We start from the raw sequence: 19,406 nt of genomic DNA on the forward strand, positions 1-19,406 counted from the left end.
GACTGTAGCCACCGGCCCAGCCTGCCGGAAACGGCGCATCCGGTCGAGGGGCGGCGCAGGGGCGGCGACGCCAAAGGGGTAGGGCGGCGTGCCGTCGCCCTTCGATCCCACGGAAATGCGGTGGTCTTGCAACCCATGGGGACCGTCCCACATCTACGCTCAGCATCCTCCCGGATTGCACGTTGTGGGTCACGGACCGGGCGCGCTGCCTCGCGGGCGCCGGGTCGCACATGGGAGAGTCGGTCATGGATTTCGAGAAGTACACCGAGCGCAGCCGCGGCTTCATACAGGCGGCGCAGACCCTGGCGATTCGCCGCGGTCATCAGCGGCTCACGCCCGAGCACCTGCTGAAGACCCTGCTCGACGACAAGGAAGGGCTGGCCGCCAACCTCATCCGGGCGTCCGGTGGCGACCCGGCGCGCGCCCTGTCGGCGGTCGACGCCGAGCTGGACAAGCTGCCCAAGGTGGAAGGGGCGGGCGCCGGTCAGGTGTACCTCGCGCCGGAACTGGCGCGCGTCTTCGAGCAGGCGGAGAAGATCGCCGAGAAGGCCGGCGACAGCTACGTCACCGCCGAGCGCCTGCTGCTGGCGCTGGCGCTCGCCGAAGGCACGCCGTCGGCCAAGGCCCTCCACCAGGCCAACGTCAGCGCCCAGGGCCTGAACACTGCCATCGAGGAGGTGCGCAAGGGCCGCACCGCCGACAGCCCCTCGGCCGAGCAGGGCTACGACGCGCTGAAGAAGTACGCCCGCGACCTCACGGCGGCGGCGCGCGAGGGCAAGCTCGACCCCGTGATCGGCCGCGACGAGGAGATCCGCCGCACCATCCAGGTGCTGGCCCGGCGCACCAAGAACAACCCCGTGCTGATCGGCGAGCCCGGCGTCGGCAAGACCGCCATCGTCGAGGGGCTGGCCCAGCGCATCGTCAAGGGCGACGTGCCGGAAGGCCTGAAGAACAAGCGCCTGCTGGCGCTCGACCTCGGCGCCATGGTGGCCGGCGCCAAGTTCCGCGGCGAGTTCGAGGAGCGCCTCAAGGCGGTGCTGCAGGAGATCCAGGCGGCGGCCGGCGAGATCGTCGTCTTCATCGACGAGATGCACACGCTCGTCGGCGCCGGCAAGGCGGAGGGCGCCATGGACGCCTCCAACATGCTCAAACCCGCGCTGGCGCGCGGCGAGCTGCACTGCGTCGGCGCCACCACGCTCGACGAGTACCGCAAGCACGTGGAGAAGGACGCCGCACTCGCCCGGCGCTTCCAGCCGGTCTTCGTGTCGGAGCCGACGGTGGAGGACACCATCTCCATCCTGCGCGGCCTGAAGGAGCGCTACGAGGTGCACCACGGCGTGCGCATCGCCGACGGCGCCATCGTCGCCGCGGCGACCTTGTCCAACCGCTACATCACCGACCGCTTCCTCCCGGACAAGGCGATCGACCTCGTCGACGAGGCGGCGAGCCGGCTGCGCATGGCCGTCGACTCCAAGCCGGAGGAGATCGACGAGCTGGACCGCCGCATCATCCAGCTGAAGATCGAGCGCGAGGCGCTGAAGCGCGAGACCGACCCGGCGTCCAAGGACCGCCTGAGCGACCTCGAGGGCGAGCTGGCCGACCTGGAGCAGGAATCGGCGACCCTGACGGCGCGCTGGCAGGCCGAGAAGGACAAGCTGAACAGCGCGCAGAAACTGAAGGAGGACCTGGACCATGCCCGGGTCGAGCTGGACAACGCCCAGCGCCAGGGCAACTGGGCGCGCGCCGGCGAACTGACCTACGGCGTCATCCCCGAGCTGGAGCGCACGCTCAAGGATGCCGAGCAGGCGTCCCACTCGCGCATGCTGAACGAGGAGGTGCGCGACACCGACATCGCCGCCGTGGTCAGCCGCTGGACCGGCATCCCGGTCGACAAGATGCTGGCCGGCGAGCGCGAGAAGCTCCTGCACATGGAGGAGAAGCTGCGCAGCCGGGTGATCGGCCAGGAGGAGGCGATCGTCGCCGTCGCCAACGCGGTGCGCCGCGCCCGCGCCGGCCTGCAGGATCCCAACCGGCCGATCGGCTCCTTCCTCTTCCTCGGCCCCACCGGCGTCGGCAAGACCGAGCTGACCAAGGCGCTGGCGGAGTTCCTGTTCGACGACGAGACCGCCATGGTCCGCCTCGACATGTCGGAGTACATGGAGAAGCACTCGGTGGCCCGCATGATCGGCGCGCCGCCGGGCTACGTCGGCTACGAGGAGGGTGGCGCGCTGACCGAGGCGGTGCGGCGGCGGCCCTACCAGGTGGTGCTGTTCGACGAGATCGAGAAGGCCCATCCCGACGTCTTCAACGTGCTGCTGCAGGTGCTCGACGACGGCCGCCTGACCGACGGGCAGGGGCGCACGGTCGACTTCCGCAACACGCTCATCATCATGACCTCGAACATGGGCGCCGATGTCATCGCCTCGGTGCCCGAGGGGCAGGACGTGGACGTGGTGCGCGACGCGGTGATGGAGGTGGTGCGGGCCAACTTCCGGCCGGAGTTCCTGAACCGGCTGGACGAGATCCTGCTGTTCCACCGCCTGACCCGCCAGCACATGGGCGGCATCGTGCAGATCCAGCTCGGCCGCCTCAAGGCCATGCTGGCCGACCGCGACATCGTGCTGGAGGTCGACCCCGCCGCCACGGAATGGCTGGCCGAGGCCGGCTACGATCCGGTGTACGGCGCCCGGCCGCTGAAGCGGGTGATCCAGCGCGAGCTGCAGAACCCGATGGCCACCATGATCCTCGAGGGCAAGGTGGCCGACGGCCAGACGGTCGCCGTGTCGGCGGAGGCCGGCCAGCTGACCATCAACGGCCTGCCGGTCGCCGCCCACCTGCACAGGCCGGCGGCGGCGGGCGGCGTGTCGGTGCACTGACGCCGCGCCCTCCAGGGCTGCTCGGCGGGCGCCCCGCACCCCTCCGGGTGCGGGGCTCCGCGCGTTCGCGGGCGGCGTTTCACGGATCCTTTCCGATTGGCGGCGCAGGATGGGCGGCGCCGGACGGCGGCGGACGAACGATCGGAGAGGCGTGATGGAGTGGGGTGTGTCGGTGGGCCGGGCGGCGGCGCTCGCCGTGCTGCTGCTGGCCGGTGCCGCCGGGGCGGGCGAGCTGCGCTTCGCGCACGTGATGAGCTTCGGCTCGGAAGGTTCCGGCGAGGGGCAGTTCAAGTACGTCGAGGACTTCGCCTTGGCGGGGGACGGCCGGCTGCTGGTCACCGACGCCGCCCACGCCCACGTCCAGGCGTTCGACCGGGCGACCGGGCGCTATCTCGGCCGCTTCGGCGGCAAGGGGGACGGCGATGCCGACCTCGACAAGCCGGAGGGCATCGCCGTCGATCCCGACGGCGCCATCTACGTCGCCGACTACAACACCGGCTACATCAAGACGTACGGCCCCGACTTCCGCTGGCGCAGGACCTTCGCCGACTACGGCGACGCCCCCGGCCAGACCATGAAGACCGAGTTCATGGACGTCCGCGACGGCCGGCTGTACGTGCCCGAGGCGGGCAACCACCGGGTCAGCGTCTTCGCCCTCGATGGCACCTTCCTCTTCCTGTTCGGCGGCCACGGGAGCGGGCCCGGCCGGTTCGACGTGCCGGAGGCGGCGAAGTTCGGCCCCGACGGGCTGCTGTACGTGTCCGACCTCAAGAACGACCGCATCCAGGTGTTCGACGCCGACGGGCGGTTCGTGCGGAGCTGGGGAACCACCGGCTCCGGCCCCGGCGAGCTGAAGGCGCCGTCCGGCATCGGCATCGACCGGGACGGCAACGTCTACGTCGCCGAGATCGGCAACGACCGGATCCAGGTCTTCGACCGCGAAGGGCGGTTCCTGACCATGTGGGGCCGGACCGGCTCCGGCCCCGGCGAGTTCGGCAACCTCCACGGCGTGTGGGTGGACCAGGAGACCGGCTGGGTCTATGTCGCCGACACCGCCAACCACCGCGTCCAGGTGTTCCGGCCGGCGGCGCCGTGAGGGCCGCGGCGGGCCGCCCCCGGTCCGTCCGAACGCCGCCTACTGCTGGCTCTGCTGCCCGGCGGTCGGCGCCTCGCCGACCTGCGAGCCGTCGCCGAGGGGCACGGCGACGTAGGTCCGCACGTCGCCGCGCTGGCGCAGGAACAGCACCGACTTGCGGTTCTGCTTGCGGGCGTCGTCCACCGCCTGGGCCACCTGCTGCGGCTCGCTCACCGGCTGCCGGCCGACCCGGGTGATGACGTCGCCGGCGCGCAGGCCCTGGCGGGCGGCGACGCTGTCCTGGGCGACGTTGGCGACCAGCACGCCCTCGGTGTCCTCGGCGACCTCGAAGCGGGCGCGGGCGTCCGGCGTCAGGCTGGTGAGGGCGAGACCGAGCGGCCCGCCGGCGGGGGCGTCCTCCTCCGGCTCCGCCGCGGCGACCTCCGGCTCGTCCTTGAGCAGGGCGATCTCCGCCGACAGCGTGCTGCGCTGGCCCTCGCGGAAGACCGTGAGCTGCGACGTGGCGCCGACCTCGGTCTGGGCGACGGTGCGGCTGAGGTCGCGGGGATCGGCGATGGGCTGGCCGGCGAAGCCGACGATCACGTCGCCGACCTGGACGCCGGCCTTGGCCGCCGGGCTGCCGGGGGTGACCATGGCGACCAGCGCGCCCTGCGCCTTGTCGAGGCCGACGGCGTCCGCCACCTCCGGCGTCACCGGCTGGATCTGCACGCCGAGCCAGCCGCGCTTCACGGCGCCGCTCTCGCGCAGCTGGGCGACGACGTCGCGGGCGATGTTGGAGGGGATGGCGAAGCCGATGCCGACGTTGCCGCCGGTCGGCGAGAAGATGGCGGTGTTGACGCCGATGACGTTGCCGTCGATGTTGAACAGCGGGCCGCCGGAGTTGCCGCGGTTGATCGAGGCGTCGGTCTGGATGAAGTCGTCGTAGGGGCCGGAGTGGATGTCGCGGGCGCGGGCGGAGATGATGCCCGCCGTCACCGAGCCGCCCAGCCCGAACGGATTGCCGATCGCCACCACCCAGTCGCCGACCAGGGCGCCGTCGCTGTTCCCCCACTGCACCGCCGGCAGCGGCTGCGCCGGCTTGACCTTGAGGACGGCGAGGTCGGTGCGGGCGTCGCGGCCCACCAGCTCGGCCGGCAGCTCGGTCTTGTCCTGGAGGATGACGGTGATCTCCTCGGCGTTCTCCACCACGTGGTTGTTGGTCACCACGAAGCCCTGGGCGTCGATGACGAAGCCGGAGCCGAGCGCGTGCGCCGGGCCGGGCGGCGGCTGGTTGCGCGGCTGACCGAAGAACTCCTCCATGCCCGGGGGAAGCCCCGGCGGCAGGCGGGGGATCAGGTTGGGGCCGCCGGGGCCCGGTGCCGGACCCTCCTCGGGCTTCTGGGTGGTGGCGATGGCGACCACCGCCGGCAGCTTGGCCTGGGCCAAGCCGTTGAAGCTGCCGGGCAGCGGCCGGTCCACGCGTTGGCCCGGCGGCGTCTGCGGCGCCTGCGCCTGGGGCGCCTGCCCCTGGGGCGCGTTCTGGGCGTGGGCCGGCGCGCCGAGCGCCAGGACGGCGGCGGTGGCCAGGGCGACGGAGAGTCTGGATCGCATGCGTTCCCCCCTCGGGACGCCGGCCGGGGACGCGCAGGGATCGCCCGGGAGGGGCGGGGCGCCGCCGGTCCGGCTCGGGTTTCAGGCTGATGGCGTGCGGCGTGCGCGGCGTCCATGCCGCGGCACCGCCCCGTCAACACGAGCGCCGGGCGAGGGGTTCCGGCCGGCGGCCCGGTCAGCGGACCGGTGCGGTGACGACGTCGACGGTCGTGGTGACGGCGGTGCCGGCGAGATCGACCGCCGTGCCGGCGACGCTGGCCGCCCCGCTGACGACGCCGCAGCCGGCCAGGGCGAGGGCGATGGCGGCCAGGGCGGCGAAGGCAAGGGTGCGCGCCATGCAAGGGACTCCCGGTGCGATCCAGCCATTCGGCCGGGCGGGCTTTGCACAATCGCGCCCGCTGCCTAGGTTAGCATCGGCAACCCTTATCCTTTCGTGAATCGATCCGTTCCATGTCCGCTTCCCGCCCGCCGTCCGCCACCGAACCTTCCCGCGGACCGTCGTCCCGCCTGGGCGAGACGGGGGCCCTGCGCGCGCTGCTGCCCTATCTCTGGCCCAAGGACGAGCCGGGGCTGCGGGCGCGCGTCGTCGTGGCGGTGCTGTTCCTGGTGGGCGCCAAGGCGGCCACCGTGACCATCCCCATCTGGTTCAAGCAGGCGGTGGACGCCCTGTCGGCGCCGGCCACCGCGGTGGCGGTGCCGCTGGCGGTGATCCTCGCCTACGGGCTGGCGCGGGTGATCTCGCTGGCGTTCGGCGAGATCCGCGACGCCATCTTCGTGCGGGTGGAGCAGAGTGCGGTGCGCAAGGCCGGCCTGTCGGTGTTCCGCCACCTGCACGCGCTGTCGCTGCGCTTCCACCTCGAACGCCAGACCGGCGGCCTGACCCGGGCGCTGGAGCGCGGCACCCAGGCGATCAAGACGATCCTCTCCTACGCCCTCTTCAGCATCCTGCCGACCCTGGTGGAGATCGTCCTGGTCACGGTGATCCTGGCGCGCATGCTGGGCATCTGGTATGCCGTGGCGACGCTCGCCACGGTCGGCGCGTATCTCGCCTACACCTTCGCCATCTCGGAATGGCGGACCAAGTTCCGCCGGGCGATGAACGAGACGGACCAGCAGGCCAACACCAAGGCGATCGACAGCCTGCTCAACTACGAGACCGTCAAGTACTTCGGCAACGAGGCGCACGAGGCCGGCCGCTACGACCAGGCGCTGAAGCGCTACGAGGACGCCGCGGTGCGCAGCGAGCAGAGCCTGGCGCTCCTCAACGTCGGCCAGTCCCTCGTCATCTCGGTCGGCCTCGTCGTCGTCATGGCGATGGCGGCCCGCGGCATCGTCGCCGGGACGCTCACCCTCGGCGACTTCGTGCTGGTCAACACCTATCTCCTGCAGCTCTACCAGCCGCTCAACTTCTTCGGCATGGTCTACCGCGAGATCAAGCAGGCGCTGACCGACATGGAGGCGATGTTCCAGCTCCTCCACGTCGAGCGCGAGGTGGCCGACGCCGCCGACGCCCGGCCGCTGGACGCGGCCGGGGGGGAGGTGCGGTTCGAGGGCGTGTCCTTCGGCTACGACCCGCGCCGGCCGATCCTCAAGGGGGTCGACTTCACCGTCCCGGCGGGCCGGACGGTCGCCATCGTCGGGCCCTCGGGTGCCGGCAAGTCGACGATCTCCCGCCTGCTGTTCCGCTTCTACGACGTCTCGGGCGGGCGGATCTGCATCGACGGGCAGGACATCCGCGCCGTCACCCAGGCGTCGCTGCGGGCCTCCATCGGCATCGTCCCCCAGGACACGGTGCTGTTCAACGACACCATCTTCTACAACATCGCCTACGGCCGCCCCGGGGCGACGCCGGAGGAGGTGGAGCGGGCGGCCCGCCTCGCCCACATCCACGACTTCGTCCTCGGGCTGCCCGACGGCTACCGGACCATGGTGGGCGAGCGCGGGCTGAAGCTGTCGGGCGGCGAGAAGCAGCGCGTCGCCATCGCCCGCACCATCCTCAAGGACCCGGCGATCCTGATGTTCGACGAGGCCACCAGCGCGCTGGACACCCACACCGAGCGCGAGATCCAGGCCAACCTGCGCGAGGTCAGCCGCGGCCGCACCACCCTAGTGATCGCCCACCGCCTGTCCACCGTGGTCGACGCCGACCAGATCCTGGTGCTGGAGCAGGGCCGCGTCGTCGAGCGCGGCCGTCACGCCGAGCTGCTGGCCCGCGGCGGTGCCTACGCCGCCCTGTGGACGCGCCAGCAGGAGGCCCGCCACGACGAGGAGGCGGACAAGACGCTGGGGCCGGTGCCGCGCGCGGCGTCGGCCTGAGCGGCCTCAGTCCGCGCCCTCCAGGGGCGCCGGTGCCGGTGCCGCGCGCGACGGCCGCCGCACGGCGGCGAGCGCCAGCAGGACGGCGCCCATGCCGCCGGCCGTCAGCATCAGGCCGTGCGGCGTGGCGTGCTCCATGACGGCGCCGGCGACGGCCGGCCCGGCCAGGCTGCCGAGGGTGTAGCCCACCGCCAGCGCCGCCAGGGCGCCGGCCATCCCGGAGTCGGCGGTCCGGGTGCCGGCCTCCATCACCGCCAGGGTGTAGAGGCCGCCGACCGCGCCGCCCCACAGGAACATCGGCGCCGCCGCCAGCCAGGGCCAAGCCAGCGCCGGCGGGATCGCCGCGGCGCCGGCGAGCAGGACGGCCGCGCACAGGACCTGGCCGGCGCGGCTGCCGAAGCGGTCGGCGAACCAGCCCAGCGGCACCTGGAGCAGGGTCGCCCCGGCACCGTGGGCGGCCAGCAGCAAGGTCGCCACCACCGCCGGGAAGCCGAGCCCGGTGACGTAGACCGCCATCAGCGCCCCCGCCGCGGTCTCCACGAAGCCGCCGGCGAAGGCGCCCAGCAGAGCCACCGGCAGCAGGCCCAGGAGACGCCGCAGGGCGGCCGGCCGGTGCCCGTCGGCCGCCTCCGGCCGGTGGTCCCGGCGCGTCAGCGGCAGCACGCAGGGCAGGGCGGCGAGCTGCACCGCCGCGCCGGCGGCGAAGGGCAGAAGCCCGTGGATGCCGGTGAGCGACAGCAGGAGCGGCCCCGCGGCGATGCCCAGGCACAGCAGCGCTTCGTGCAGGCCGATCGCCCGGCCCCGCGCCGTCGGCGGGGCGAGGGCGACGATCCAGGTGTCGCAGGCGACCCAGCGGACGATCATCGCCGCGCCGACGACGGCGTTCAGCGCGAACAGGCTGGCGACGTCGCCGGCGAACGCCAGCAGGAGCGTCGCCGCCGCCGACACCGCGCCGCTGCCGGCGACCGCGCGCCGCGCGCCGACGCGCGCCAGCAGGCGCGGCACCAGGCGCGCCAATGCCAGCACGGCGAGCCAGGGCGCCGTCGCCAGGACGCCGATGGCGAAGGGGTCGAAGCCGCGCGCCGCCAGCACGAGGCCGATCAGCGTCGGCAGCGCGCCGATCTGCACCGTCTGCGCCAGAAAGGAGGCCGCGTTCACCGCGGCCATGGCGCCCAGCCGCCCATCCGTTGCCATGTCTGCCACCTCCGTGTCTGCCACCTCCGTCGTTCCGCCGACGATCCTCCTTTGTTCCTGTGACGTTTTCAACCCTCGCGGGTCATGGCAGGGCAGACCTTGGCAGCGGCACCGGCCGTTCCCATAACCGGAGCTTGCCCCCGACCCGACCGGAGCGCCCATGGGACCGGCCCGCCGCGCCTTGCGCGACGCCACGAACACGTTGCACGACCGCCTGCACGGCCATGCCGTGCTCCGCCCGCTGACCGGGCCGGCCCTGACGCACGCGCAGTACCGCCGTGCCCTGGTGGCGCTGCACGGCTTCCACGACCCGGTCGAGCGGGCTCTGGCGGGCGAGGGCGGCCGGGTGGCGCTGCTGCGCGCCGATCTGCGCGACCTCGGCGTGGCGGCGGAGGAGCTGGGCGAGGCCGGCGGCCTGCCGGACCTGCGCGGCCGGCCGGCGGCGCTGGCCGCCCGCTACGTCCTGGACGGCTCGGCCCACGGCGGGCGGGCGATGCGGCCGATGGTCACGGCGGCGCTGGGCTACGACGCGGCGCACGGCGCCCGCTTCCTCGCCGCCGGGCCGGGAACCGGCTGGGCGGCGCTGCTGGACCGGCTGGAGACGGATCTCGCCTCCCCGGCCGCCCGGGCGGCGGCCTGCACCGCCGCGGCCGGCCTCTTCGCGGCGCTGGAGCGCTGGCTGGACGGAGTCGCCGCGGCCGGCTAGGGTGGCGGCCATGACGACCACCCCTTCCCTGAACGACCCGGCGGCGCTGGCCGAGGCGGTGCGGCGCGGCGAGCGGCGGGCGCTGGCCCGCGCCATCACCCTGATCGAATCGACGCGTCCCGACCACCGCGCGCGGGCCGACGCGCTGCTGGAGGCGCTGCTGCCGCACACCGGCCGCTCCGTGCGCATCGGCATCTCAGGCGTGCCGGGGGTGGGCAAGTCGACCTTCATCGAAGCCTTCGGGCTGCACGTCATCGGCCAGGGCCACCGGGTGGCGGTGCTGGCGGTCGACCCCTCCTCGCAGCGCACCGGCGGCTCGATCCTCGGCGACAAGACGCGCATGGTCGACCTGTCGCGCGAGGGCGACGCCTTCATCCGCCCCTCGCCGGCCGGCGCCACGCTCGGCGGCGTGGCGCGCCGCACCCGCGAGGCGATGCTGATCTGCGAGGCCGCCGGCTTCGACGTCATCGTCGTCGAGACGGTCGGGGTGGGGCAGTCGGAGACGGCGGTGGCCGACATGGTGGACCTGTTCCTGCTGCTGCTGCTGCCGGCCGGCGGCGACGAGCTGCAGGGCATCAAGAAGGGCATCATGGAGCTGGCCGACCTGGTGGTCGTCAACAAGGCCGACGGCGACCTCGCCGCGACGGCGCGCCACACCGTCGCCGACTACCGCCACGCGCTGGCGCTGTTGCGCCACGACGGCACCTGGCGGGTGCCGGTGCTGAGCTGCTCGGCCGTCACCCGGGCCGGGATCGAGGCGGTGTGGGACACCATCGGCGAGCACCGCGCGGCCATGGAGTCCTCCGGCCGCCGCGCCGCCCGGCGCGCCGAGCAGGCGCGGGCCTGGCTGTGGAGCGAGATCCGCGAGAGCCTGGTCGACGCCTTCCGCCGGCACCCCGGGGTGCGCGCCGACCTGCCCACCCTGGAGGCGCGGGTCACCGCCGGTGCCCTGGTGCCCGCCGCGGCGGCGCGCTCCCTGCTGGAACGCTTCCTCGGCCGGCCGGTCGAGGCGGTTGACTGACGGCATCGTGCCGCAGCGCAAAGGTTCATGTTGCGCCGCAGCAGCGGGGTGACTAGGCTTCGGCGGGCGGCCGCGCGCCAGAGGCGCCGCCGGCGGCGCTCCGCCCGACAACCGGTCCAGTCAGGAGACAATGGGGATGAGCGCCAATCTGTTGGACGTCTATGCGTCCGTCGGCACCACCGTGCAGAAGCTGGCCAGGAGCAACGCCGACGCCGTCGCGGCGCGCTCGGCCCGGGTCGCCGGGGTGATGCAGGACGGCTACCGCCTGTGGGTCGACGGCATCACCGCCAGCGTCGACCAGGCGGCGCGCGCCGTCGAGGATCTCGCCAGGGCGCGCAGCCAGGCCGACGTCATCGCCGTGCAGCGGGCATGGCTGGACCGCACCACCGCCCGCGTCGCCAACGACGTGCGCGCCCTCGCCGATCTGTCGGCGAAGCTGGTGGCCGGCACCGTGGCGCCGGCCACCGCACCGAAGGTCGAGCTGAAGGCGCCCGAGGTGAAGGCGGAGGAGATGAAGGCCACCGGCGCCGCGCCCGCCACGCCGGAGCCCCAGCCGGCGCCGGCCGAAGCCCCCAAGGCCGCGGCCAAGCCCGCTCCGGCGCCGCGCCGGCCGGCGGCCAAGGCGGCGCCGAAGCCGGCCGCCGCGAAGGCCGACGCGCCGAAGGCGGTGGCGAAGGCTGCACCGAAAGCCGCACCGAAAGCCGCACCGAAAGCCGAGGAGCCGACGGTGGAGCTGACGGCGCCGGAGGTGAAGGCGGAAGAGGTCAAGGCGGCGGCCGATCCGGCGAAGGCGGCGGAGTAGCGTCACCGGCGCGGCGTGGTTGCGTCGCTCCCTCTTGCCGCCTCCCCCCGCGCCGGTGGGGGGCTGGGGGGGCGGGACGACCGCCCGCGCCCCGGACTCCTTCCTTGACGGGTGCTCGGGTGTTCGACTATAACGCCGCCTCTCTCGGGCGGAGCACCGCCCGGTACCGGGTTTCATGTGCTAATCGATAAAGGAACAGTCCGATGGCTCGTCGGTGCTCCGTGACCGGCAAGGGCACGCAGTTTGGCAACAACGTCAGCCACGCCAACAACAAGTCCCGCCGGCGTTTCCAGCCGAACCTGCAGGAGACCTCGCTGCTCAGCGACGCGCTGGGCCAGATGGTGCGCCTGCGCGTCTCCACCAACGCCATCCGCTCGATCGAGCACAAGGGCGGCCTCGACGCCTTCCTGCTCGACGCCAAGGACGATGTGCTGAGCCTCGACGCGCGCCGCGTGAAGCGCCGCATCGCCAAGGCCCAGGCCGCCGCCGCCGAAGCGTGAGCCTCCGGGGGCCGCGTGCCCCCGCGGTTGCCGCCGCACGTCCAACGCCGTCCGGACCCGTCCTGGGACCCGCGACGGCTTTTGGCGTTTCAGTCGAGATCGTCCGGGTCCTCGGCATCGACCACCCGCCGCGCCGTGGCGTAGTCGAAGCCGGCCCGCCCCAGCGCCGCCAGGTCCTTGTCGCGGTGGCCGGCGCGGGCGTCGGGCGGGCGGAAGGGGCCGAGCCGGCGGCGGCGCGCCAGCGCCAGCGCGGCGGCGAGATCGAGGCTGCCCTCGGTGTCGGCGTCGAGTCGCTCCAGGGCGGCATCCACCCGCTCCGCCGCGACGCCCTTGGCGGCGAGCTTCTCGCGGATGGCGCGGGTGGAGGCGCCACGGCGGTGCAGCGAGCCCGCCCGCATCTCCGCGTAGGCGCCGTCGTCCAGCAGGCCGCTCGCCACGTAGCGGGCGACCAGCGCGTCGACCCAGCCGGCGGCCTCCGCCCGGTCGGTGCCGTGGGCGCGCACCGAAAGGTCCACCTTGCGCATCAGCACGCGGCGCAGGTTGGCGGCGGAGCTGGCGAAGCGCTCCAGATAGTGCAGCGCCGCGTTCTCCAGGTACTGCGGGGTGACGCGGCGGGGCTCGCGGCGTGGTGCCCGGGAGGGGGTGGTCATGGCGGTGCCCCTCGCCAGTCGCGGAAGCGCCGCGTGAGGTCGGCCAGGAAGCGGCCGAGCGAGGCGTCGAGCATCGCGACGCGGTCCAGGTCGACCACGTCGAAGATGTCCCCGGCGAATTCCGTGCCACCGAGATTCGGCTGGAGGCCGGCCGCCCGGAACGAGTCCATCAGCCGCTTCTTGTAGCGGCTGCGCTCGCATTTCCGGTCCGGTGCGTCGCATCCCTTGCCTGCCACCTGCCGGAAGGCGTGCGAATCGAGCAGCAGCCAGCGTTCGACGTGCGGGTCGGGAATGGCGAAAACCACGGCCTCGGCGACCGGCTCGACGATGGGGCTGAGCTCGTCGCGGCGCTCCGCGTAGCCTTTGCAGTTGCCGTCCGTAGCGATCACCAGAAGGTCCGGGAGGTCCTGGACGCCGCGCCGCAGATCGCGGACGAACAGCCGGAGTTCCGCCACCACCGCCGGGTGGCCGTGCCGGACGTTGAAGTCGCGCAGAGAAACCGGCACGCCATGATCGCGGGCCAGGCGGTTGAGGATGGCGGCGACGACCCGGCGATGGGCGGAATCTTCCACGAACAGGAAAATCCTACGCATCGAAGTCTCCGCGCAGCAGACGGTCCGACACGGTCTCCAACCCGTCCGGGTCGTCGAGTGCGTTGGCGATGAAGCCCGCCTTTCCGTCGCCGCTTCCGATCGCGAGGGGGCCCCATTCGGCAAAGGGCCGGATGTCCGTACCGTCGGCGGTGCGGCGGGTGACGAACAGGCTTTCCCAAGGCATCCGGTCTACCAGCCGTGACGAATGGGTGGTGACGATCACCTGTGAATCGCCGTAGTCGACCATGTTGCGCAGGATCTCGATGACCTGCTCCAGGCGGCGGGGATGGATGCCGTTTTCCGGCTCCTCGAACGCGATCACCGACGGGGCGCTCTCGGTACCGCGCAGGGCGAGCAGGCCCAGCAGGCGCAGTGTGCCCTCGGACATCAGCCGGGCGGGAATCGGCGTGTTGCCCTCGAAAATGCGCAGTTCGACCTCGCCAAGCTGGTTGATGGCGACGTCGATCTTGTCGATGGACGGAATGACGTCCTTCAACGCCAACTCGACCAGGCGGAACTGCTTCTCGTTGGTTCCCTGCAGCGTGTTGAGGAACGCCGCCAACTCCTCGCCCATCATCCCGATGTGGCGCACCTCCTTGATGGGCGTGGCCGCCCGCATCCGCTCCCGCGGTTCCAGGTAGAAGAAGAACCAGTTCGCCAGCTCTTCCCGCAGGGCGACCATGTGGGGATAGTGGGGCGCGTAGAGCGGGGTGGAGAGGATGCAGTAATCCAGGTGCAGCTCGTGGTACTTGGGATGCGATTGGCCCTCCAGGCGCAGGTGCAGGCGGTCGCCTTCCCGGCTCAGGAACGGTTTCCGCTTTCCGGTCTCGCTACCGTCCTGACGCAGGGCGGCGACGTATTCGTCCGTCACCCGCAAGAACCCGAACTTCGGGATCACTTCGATCTCGATGCGGTAACGCAGGTTGCGCTCGCGCACCGCGACCTCTTCCGGTTCCGTCTTCGAGTCGGCGGGTCGCTCCTCGTCGCGCCCACTCGGCTGCTTCAGCAACCGAATCTGCCGGTTGACGGTCTCCACGACGGAATCGGACAGCTCGACGTCCACCTCGATGCTGAGGCGGGCCGCCTCCTGCTTCAGCAACTCCTCGACGCCACCCGGCGGGAAGGAGAAGGATTCCACGGCCTTGCCGCGGTAGGGCGGGGCGAACGCTTCCCGCAGCGTGCGCGTCTTGGCGATGCTGGAGAGCAGTTGCAGCGCATCGAGGAAGTTGCTCTTGCCGGCGGAGTTGGGACCGAAGAGGACCGTCAGCGGCTCCAGGCGCACCTCGACGTCCCGCAACGACTTGTACCCCTTGATATGCACGCGCCGGATCAACAGTTCCTCCCGTTCATGATCGCCGCCGGCGCACAGAGATGCCCGCCGGCCGCATGCGCGACCCGCGTAACGCCAGTTTGCCAAGCTTCCTGTTGGGAGGCTAGGTTAACGCCCACCATGAGCAAGCGCCCACGATCGATATGACACATCCTCTTCCTCCGCTGCCGCGCACCGTCGGGACGGTCAACTGGATCGGCCTGTGGACGCTCTATCTGCGCGAGGTCCGTCGCTTCATCAAGGTGCACCAGCAGACGATCTGGGCGCCCGTGGTCACCACCCTGCTGTTCTACGCCGTCTTCGCCCTGGCGCTGGGCGGGGCGGGGCGGTCGGTGGGGGACGTGCCCTACATGATCTTCCTCGCCCCCGGCCTCGTCATGATGACGATGGCGCAGAACGCGTTCGCCAACACCTCCTCCTCGGTGGTGATCGCCAAGGTCCAGGGCAACATCGTCGACACCCTGATGCCGCCGCTGGCGCCGATGGAGCTGGTGACGGGCTTCGTCATGGGCGGGGTGACGCGCGGCCTCATCGTCGGGCTGGTGGCGACCGTCGCCATCCGCCTGTTCGTGCCCATCGGCATCGCCCATCCCGGCTTCGTGCTGTTCCACGCGGTGATGGCGTCGATGCTGCTGTCGCTGCTGGGCCTCGTCGGCGGCATCTGGTCGGAGAAGTTCGACCACATCGCCGCCGTCACCAACTTCGTGGTGACGCCGCTGTCCTTCCTGTCCGGCACCTTCTATTCGGTGGGGTCGCTGCCCACCGTGTTCTGGTGGATCGCCCACTTCGATCCCTTCTTCTACATGATCGACGGTTTCCGCTACGGCTTCATCGGCCGCTCCGACGGCACGCTCGCGGTCGGCGTCCTCGTCCTGCTGGCGAGCAACGCCGCGCTGTGGCTGCTGGCCTGGCGCATGCTGGCGACGGGATACCGCCTCAAGGCTTGAGTTGACAGCGGCCTGAGATCCCCGGATATTGGCCGTTTCCCGGCGGGCTCCCTGTCCGCCGGGTGCTTTGTCTTTGGGGAGTTCCGCGCCGTGATTCCGGTCGTCATGCCCACGTACAACCGCGCCGACGTCGTGTTCGAGCGGGGTGAAGGTCCGTATCTCTTCGATACGGCCGGGCGACGATACCTGGATTTCGCCGCCGGCGTGGCCGTGACGGCGTTCGGCCACGCGCATCCCCATCTCGTGGAGGCGCTGACCCGGCAGGCCAACAAGGTGTGGCACACCTCCAACCTGTTCCGGGTGGCCGGCCAGGAGAAGCTGGCGGAGCGGCTGGTGGCCAACACCTTCGCCGACACCGTGTTCTTCACCAACTCCGGCGCCGAGGCGTGGGAGTGCGGGCTGAAGGTGTGCCGCAAGTACCACTCCGCCACCGGCAACCCGCAGCGCTGGCGCGTCATCACCTTCGAGCAGGCCTTCCACGGCCGCACCCTGACCGCCATCTCCGCCGCCAAGCAGGAGAAGCTGGTCAAGGGATTCGGGCCGCTGGTCGACGGCTTCGACCAGGTCGCCTTCGGCAACCTGAACGAGGTGCGCAACGCCATCACCGACGAGACCGCCGCCATCTGCGTCGAGCCGGTGCAGGGCGAGGGCGGCATCCGCGTCGGCGACGAGGACTTCCTGAAGGGGCTGCGCGCGGTCTGCGACGAGTACGGCATCCTGCTGTTCCTTGACGAGATCCAGACCGGCATGGGCCGCACCGGCCGGCTGTTCGCCCACGAGTGGGCCGGCATCCGGCCGGACGTCATGGCGGTCGCCAAGGGCATCGGCGGCGGCTTCCCGCTGGGCGCCTGCCTCGCCACCGAGGCGGCGGCGGTCGGCATGATCGCCGGCACCCACGGCAGCACCTACGGCGGCAACCCGCTGGCCATGGCGGTGGGCGACGCCGTCATGGACCTGGTCCTGGCGCCGGGATTCCTGGAGAGCGTCGAACGCATCGGCGAGCGCCTGCGCCGCGGCCTGGACGGCCTGGTGGAGACGCATCCCACGGTCTTCGCCGAGGTGCGCGGCAAGGGCCTGCTGCTCGGCCTCAAGTGCATCCCGGCCAACACCGACGTGGTGGCGCGCCTGCGCGACCACGGCATGCTCAGCGTGCCGGCCGGCGACAACGTGGTGCGCCTGCTGCCGCCGCTGATCATCGGCGAGGAGCAGGTGGAGGAGGCGCTGGCGGCGCTCGGCCGCGTGGCGCGGGAGGTGGGGGCATGAACGCACCGCGGCATTTCCTCGACCTCGACCGTTTCGACACCGCCACCTTGCGCCGCATCCTCGACCGCGCGGTGGCGATGAAGCGCGACCGCGCCGCCTTCCGCGACCTGCTGCGCGGCCGCACCTTGGCGATGATCTTCGAGAAGCCGTCGACCCGCACCCGGGTGTCGTTCGAGGTCGGCATGCGCCAACTCGGCGGCGACGCGCTGGTGCTGAAGCAGGACGACATGCAGCTCGGTCGCGGCGAGACGGTGGCCGACACGGCGCGCGTGCTGTCGCGCTACGTCGACGCCATCATGGTGCGCACCGGCGGCGAGGAGCGGCTGCGCGAGCTGGCGGCGTACGCCAGCGTGCCGGTCATCAACGGCCTCACCAACGAGTCGCACCCCTGCCAGATCATGGCCGACGTCCTCACCTACGAGGAACACCGCGGGCCCATCGCCGGGCGCGTGGTGGCGTGGAGCGGCGACGGCAACAACGTCGCCGCGAGCTGGGTGCACGCCGCCGTGCGCTTCGGCTTCGAGCTGCGCGTCGCCTGTCCCGACAGCCTGCGCCTGCCCGGGGCGCTGATGGACTGGGCGGTGCGCGAGGGCGGGCGGGTGTTCCACGTCCGCGACGCCGCCGAGGCGGCGCGCGGCGCCGACTGCGTGGTCACCGACGCCTGGGCGTCGATGAACCATGTCGGGGCGGAAAAGCAGGCACGCCTGGAGTCACTGGCGCCGTATCAGGTGAATGACCATCTCATGGGCCTGGCGAAGCCGGATGCGCTGTTCATGCATTGCCTCCCCGCCCACCGCGGGGAGGAGATGACCGACAGCGTCATCGACGGGCCCCAGTCCGTCGTGTGGGACGAGGCCGAGAACCGCCTGCACGCCCAGAAGGCCATCCTCGCCTGGTGCCTGGAGGCCTGACGCCCGAAGCCTGATCGGAACAGCATGAGCGACACCCCGGTTTCCCACGGTCCGGTTTCCCATCCCGGGAACGACGACCTCGTCCAGCCCTTCCAGATCGAGACCTCCCGCCTGCGCGGGCGGCTGGTCAAGCTGGGCGAGACCCTGGACGAGATCCTCACCCGCCACGCCTACCCGGAGCCGGTGGCGCAGTTCCTGGCCGAAACCGTGGCGCTCGCCGTGGCGCTCGCCAGCATGCTGAAGTACGAGGGCGTCTTCACCCTGCAGACCAAGGGTGACGGTCCGATCCGCCTGATGGTGGCGGACGTCACCTCGGTCGGCGACGTGCGCGCCTACGCCCAGTTCGACGAGGCGGCGCTGGCGGCGGCGGCCGACGACGTCGCCATCGCCCCCGCCCCGGCGCTGCTCGGCAAGGGGCACATCGCCTTCACCGTCGACCAGGGCCCGAACACCGACCGCTACCAGGGCATCGTCGCCCTCTACGGCAAGACCCTGGCCGACTGCGTGCAGCACTATTTCCGCCAGTCGGAGCAGATCGACACCGGGCTCGCCGTGCACGCCGGCCGGGTGGACGGCCATTGGCGGGCCGGTGCCCTGATGCTGCAGCGCCTGCCGCCGGAGCCGGGGGCCGCGGCGCTGGCCAGCGATCGCGAGGACGACTGGCGGCGCGCCATGGTGCTGATGTCGAGCACGACGCGCGAGGAGATGCTGGCTCCGGCGCTGGGGGCCAGCGAGCTGCTGTTCCGCCTGTTCCACGAGGACGGCGTGCGCGTGTGGTCGCCCAACCACCTGCGCTTCGGCTGCCGCTGCTCGCGCGAGCGGGTGGTCGGCATGCTGGCCGGCCTGCCGCGCGAGGAGGTGGAGGGCCTGCGGGTCGAGGACAAGACCGTCGAAGTGGTCTGCCAGTTCTGCTCCACCCCCTACCACTTCGACGACGCCGACCTGGACCGGGTGTACGGGGCGAAGGAGGCGTAGGCAGGCCTCGGGCGGGGGCGGACGCGCCCGCCCGCGCCCATTCACGCCCGCGTCAATCGTCGCCGATGTAGATGGACGTGTCGTACTTGATGCGCTGCAGATTGAAGCTCGTGCGGAAGCGCTTCACGTTGTGCTCGTTGGACAGCACGTTTCTCACGAACGCGTTGTAATGGTCCATGTCCCGGCAGGTGATGACCAGAAAATAATCGCTCTCGCCGGATACGAAATAGCACTGCTGCACTTCTCTGTGCTCCGATATGCGTCTTTCGAAGGACGTCAGGACGTCTTCCCGCTGGCGGTCGAGTTCGACGTCGACGAAGGCGATCAGACTGTTGCCGACCCGCTCCGGATTGACGATGGCGACGTCCTTGACGATGTAGCCTTCGTCCCGCAGTCTCTTGACGCGGCGCGAGACCGGGGCGGGCGACAGGTTCACGCGGCTGGCCAGGTCCTGGTTGTTGATGCTCGCGTTCTGCTGAAGGATTTCCAGGATCGCGCGATCCGTCTTGTCGATCGCCGGCGCCTTTCTCGCCCGTGGGGTCTCGGGTTCGTTCCGTCTGGGCGATGGTCCCTTGGCCGTCTTCCGAAGACTCATGGTGCGGCCCCGCATATCCCGAGAACAGGCTGATGCCCGGT

At 71.7% G+C, this 19,406-nt stretch carries 18 protein-coding genes; 11 read left to right on the forward strand and 7 right to left on the reverse strand.

Annotated features, from left to right (window positions below):
• The first annotated feature begins 245 nt into the window (after positions 1-245).
• Both clpB and ACSBPG_RS08605 read left to right on the forward strand, forming a co-directional pair.
• Entirely contained in the window at positions 246-2,876 is a 2,631-nt protein-coding gene (clpB, locus tag ACSBPG_RS08600; protein WP_435536722.1) for an ATP-dependent chaperone ClpB, read from the forward strand.
• A 154-nt stretch (positions 2,877-3,030) separates the two neighbouring features.
• A complete protein-coding gene (locus tag ACSBPG_RS08605) occupies positions 3,031-3,972 on the forward strand; it encodes an NHL repeat-containing protein (protein WP_435536723.1) in 942 nt (313 codons plus the stop codon).
• A gap of 39 nt (positions 3,973-4,011) precedes the next feature.
• On the opposite strand, the gene ACSBPG_RS08610 is transcribed toward ACSBPG_RS08605, so the two are convergent.
• Both ACSBPG_RS08610 and ACSBPG_RS08615 read right to left on the reverse strand, forming a co-directional pair.
• Positions 4,012-5,562 (reverse strand): DegQ family serine endoprotease, encoded by a 1,551-nt coding sequence (locus tag ACSBPG_RS08610; RefSeq protein WP_435536724.1) that lies wholly within the window; start codon positions 5,560-5,562, stop codon positions 4,012-4,014.
• Between the two features lie 175 nt (positions 5,563-5,737).
• Positions 5,738-5,899, reverse strand: a complete 162-nt coding sequence (locus ACSBPG_RS08615) for a hypothetical protein (RefSeq protein WP_435536725.1) — start codon at positions 5,897-5,899, stop codon at positions 5,738-5,740.
• A gap of 113 nt (positions 5,900-6,012) precedes the next feature.
• Between ACSBPG_RS08615 and ACSBPG_RS08620 the strand changes: the two genes are divergently transcribed.
• Positions 6,013-7,878 carry an ABCB family ABC transporter ATP-binding protein/permease gene (locus tag ACSBPG_RS08620; RefSeq protein WP_435536726.1) on the forward strand — a complete coding sequence of 622 codons (1,866 nt, stop codon included), beginning with the start codon at positions 6,013-6,015 and terminating at the stop codon, positions 7,876-7,878.
• A 6-nt stretch (positions 7,879-7,884) separates the two neighbouring features.
• Here the strand turns inward: ACSBPG_RS08620 and ACSBPG_RS08625 are convergent, their stop codons facing one another.
• The gene (locus tag ACSBPG_RS08625; RefSeq protein WP_435536727.1) at positions 7,885-9,072 is read right to left on the reverse strand and encodes an MFS transporter; all 1,188 of its coding nucleotides are present in this window, start codon (positions 9,070-9,072) and stop codon (positions 7,885-7,887) included.
• 160 nt (positions 9,073-9,232) lie between these two features.
• On the opposite strand from ACSBPG_RS08625, the gene ACSBPG_RS08630 reads away from it, so the two are divergent.
• The 4 genes from ACSBPG_RS08630 to rpmB all read left to right on the forward strand — a co-directional run bounded on the left by ACSBPG_RS08630 (position 9,233) and on the right by rpmB (position 12,101).
• Complete coding sequence (locus ACSBPG_RS08630) at positions 9,233-9,778, forward strand: biliverdin-producing heme oxygenase (protein ID WP_435536728.1); 546 nt, start codon at positions 9,233-9,235, stop codon at positions 9,776-9,778.
• A 10-nt stretch (positions 9,779-9,788) separates the two neighbouring features.
• Entirely contained in the window at positions 9,789-10,799 is a 1,011-nt protein-coding gene (meaB, locus tag ACSBPG_RS08635; protein WP_435536729.1) for a methylmalonyl Co-A mutase-associated GTPase MeaB, read from the forward strand.
• A gap of 136 nt (positions 10,800-10,935) precedes the next feature.
• The gene (locus ACSBPG_RS08640) at positions 10,936-11,601 is read left to right on the forward strand and encodes a phasin family protein (protein WP_435536730.1); all 666 of its coding nucleotides are present in this window, start codon (positions 10,936-10,938) and stop codon (positions 11,599-11,601) included.
• Between the two features lie 203 nt (positions 11,602-11,804).
• Positions 11,805-12,101 (forward strand): 50S ribosomal protein L28, encoded by a 297-nt coding sequence (rpmB, locus tag ACSBPG_RS08645; protein WP_435536731.1) that lies wholly within the window; start codon positions 11,805-11,807, stop codon positions 12,099-12,101.
• Between the two features lie 89 nt (positions 12,102-12,190).
• Here the strand turns inward: rpmB and ACSBPG_RS08650 are convergent, their stop codons facing one another.
• Genes ACSBPG_RS08650 through ACSBPG_RS08660 form a run of 3 tightly spaced genes read right to left on the reverse strand, consistent with a single transcriptional unit; the run spans position 12,191 to position 14,677 of the window.
• Positions 12,191-12,751: a regulatory protein RecX gene (locus ACSBPG_RS08650; RefSeq protein WP_435536732.1), complete on the reverse strand. Its 561-nt coding sequence runs from the start codon at positions 12,749-12,751 to the stop codon at positions 12,191-12,193.
• Entirely contained in the window at positions 12,748-13,344 is a 597-nt protein-coding gene (locus ACSBPG_RS08655; RefSeq protein WP_435536733.1) for a hypothetical protein, read from the reverse strand. Before ACSBPG_RS08655 ends, ACSBPG_RS08650 begins: the two co-directional genes overlap by 4 nt.
• Positions 13,337-14,677, reverse strand: coding sequence for an AAA family ATPase (locus ACSBPG_RS08660; RefSeq protein WP_435536734.1), 1,341 nt, complete (start codon positions 14,675-14,677; stop codon positions 13,337-13,339). The genes ACSBPG_RS08655 and ACSBPG_RS08660 overlap by 8 nt, the downstream gene beginning before the upstream one ends.
• Positions 14,678-14,817: 140 nt before the next feature.
• Here ACSBPG_RS08660 and ACSBPG_RS08665 point away from each other — a divergent pair, with 140 nt between their 5' ends.
• The 4 genes from ACSBPG_RS08665 (at position 14,818) to ACSBPG_RS08680 (ending at position 18,770) form a co-directional block, all read left to right on the forward strand.
• Positions 14,818-15,621 (forward strand): ABC transporter permease, encoded by an 804-nt coding sequence (locus ACSBPG_RS08665; RefSeq protein ID WP_435536735.1) that lies wholly within the window; start codon positions 14,818-14,820, stop codon positions 15,619-15,621.
• A gap of 105 nt (positions 15,622-15,726) precedes the next feature.
• The gene (locus tag ACSBPG_RS08670) at positions 15,727-16,884 is read left to right on the forward strand and encodes an aspartate aminotransferase family protein (protein ID WP_435536736.1); all 1,158 of its coding nucleotides are present in this window, start codon (positions 15,727-15,729) and stop codon (positions 16,882-16,884) included.
• A complete protein-coding gene (gene argF, locus ACSBPG_RS08675) occupies positions 16,881-17,795 on the forward strand; it encodes an ornithine carbamoyltransferase (protein ID WP_435536737.1) in 915 nt (304 codons plus the stop codon). Before ACSBPG_RS08670 ends, argF begins: the two co-directional genes overlap by 4 nt.
• A 24-nt stretch (positions 17,796-17,819) precedes the next feature.
• Positions 17,820-18,770 (forward strand): Hsp33 family molecular chaperone HslO, encoded by a 951-nt coding sequence (locus ACSBPG_RS08680; protein WP_435536738.1) that lies wholly within the window; start codon positions 17,820-17,822, stop codon positions 18,768-18,770.
• 52 nt (positions 18,771-18,822) lie between these two features.
• Here ACSBPG_RS08680 and ACSBPG_RS08685 read toward each other — a convergent pair whose 3' ends face one another.
• A complete protein-coding gene (locus tag ACSBPG_RS08685; protein WP_435536739.1) occupies positions 18,823-19,365 on the reverse strand; it encodes an Lrp/AsnC family transcriptional regulator in 543 nt (180 codons plus the stop codon).
• Positions 19,366-19,406 lie beyond the last annotated feature (41 nt).

This window comes from Azospirillum sp. ST 5-10 (assembly GCF_051225715.1).
In the GTDB taxonomy this organism is placed as follows: Bacteria; Pseudomonadota; Alphaproteobacteria; order Azospirillales; family Azospirillaceae; genus Azospirillum.

Bases quoted from the DNA above. Each gene is read 5' to 3' on its own strand.
- clpB (WP_435536722.1), top strand. From the start codon at position 246: ATGGATTTCGAGAAGTACACCGAGCGCAGCCGCGGCTTCATACAGGCG.
- ACSBPG_RS08605 (WP_435536723.1), top strand. From the start codon at position 3,031: ATGGAGTGGGGTGTGTCGGTGGGCCGGGCGGCGGCGCTCGCCGTGCTG.
- ACSBPG_RS08610 (WP_435536724.1), bottom strand. From the start codon at position 5,562: ATGCGATCCAGACTCTCCGTCGCCCTGGCCACCGCCGCCGTCCTGGCG.
- ACSBPG_RS08615 (WP_435536725.1), bottom strand. From the start codon at position 5,899: ATGGCGCGCACCCTTGCCTTCGCCGCCCTGGCCGCCATCGCCCTCGCC.
- ACSBPG_RS08620 (WP_435536726.1), top strand. From the start codon at position 6,013: ATGTCCGCTTCCCGCCCGCCGTCCGCCACCGAACCTTCCCGCGGACCG.
- ACSBPG_RS08625 (WP_435536727.1), bottom strand. From the start codon at position 9,072: ATGGCAACGGATGGGCGGCTGGGCGCCATGGCCGCGGTGAACGCGGCC.
- ACSBPG_RS08630 (WP_435536728.1), top strand. From the start codon at position 9,233: ATGGGACCGGCCCGCCGCGCCTTGCGCGACGCCACGAACACGTTGCAC.
- meaB (WP_435536729.1), top strand. From the start codon at position 9,789: ATGACGACCACCCCTTCCCTGAACGACCCGGCGGCGCTGGCCGAGGCG.
- ACSBPG_RS08640 (WP_435536730.1), top strand. From the start codon at position 10,936: ATGAGCGCCAATCTGTTGGACGTCTATGCGTCCGTCGGCACCACCGTG.
- rpmB (WP_435536731.1), top strand. From the start codon at position 11,805: ATGGCTCGTCGGTGCTCCGTGACCGGCAAGGGCACGCAGTTTGGCAAC.
- ACSBPG_RS08650 (WP_435536732.1), bottom strand. From the start codon at position 12,751: ATGACCACCCCCTCCCGGGCACCACGCCGCGAGCCCCGCCGCGTCACC.
- ACSBPG_RS08655 (WP_435536733.1), bottom strand. From the start codon at position 13,344: ATGCGTAGGATTTTCCTGTTCGTGGAAGATTCCGCCCATCGCCGGGTC.
- ACSBPG_RS08665 (WP_435536735.1), top strand. From the start codon at position 14,818: ATGACACATCCTCTTCCTCCGCTGCCGCGCACCGTCGGGACGGTCAAC.
- ACSBPG_RS08670 (WP_435536736.1), top strand. From the start codon at position 15,727: ATGCCCACGTACAACCGCGCCGACGTCGTGTTCGAGCGGGGTGAAGGT.
- argF (WP_435536737.1), top strand. From the start codon at position 16,881: ATGAACGCACCGCGGCATTTCCTCGACCTCGACCGTTTCGACACCGCC.
- ACSBPG_RS08680 (WP_435536738.1), top strand. From the start codon at position 17,820: ATGAGCGACACCCCGGTTTCCCACGGTCCGGTTTCCCATCCCGGGAAC.
- ACSBPG_RS08685 (WP_435536739.1), bottom strand. From the start codon at position 19,365: ATGAGTCTTCGGAAGACGGCCAAGGGACCATCGCCCAGACGGAACGAA.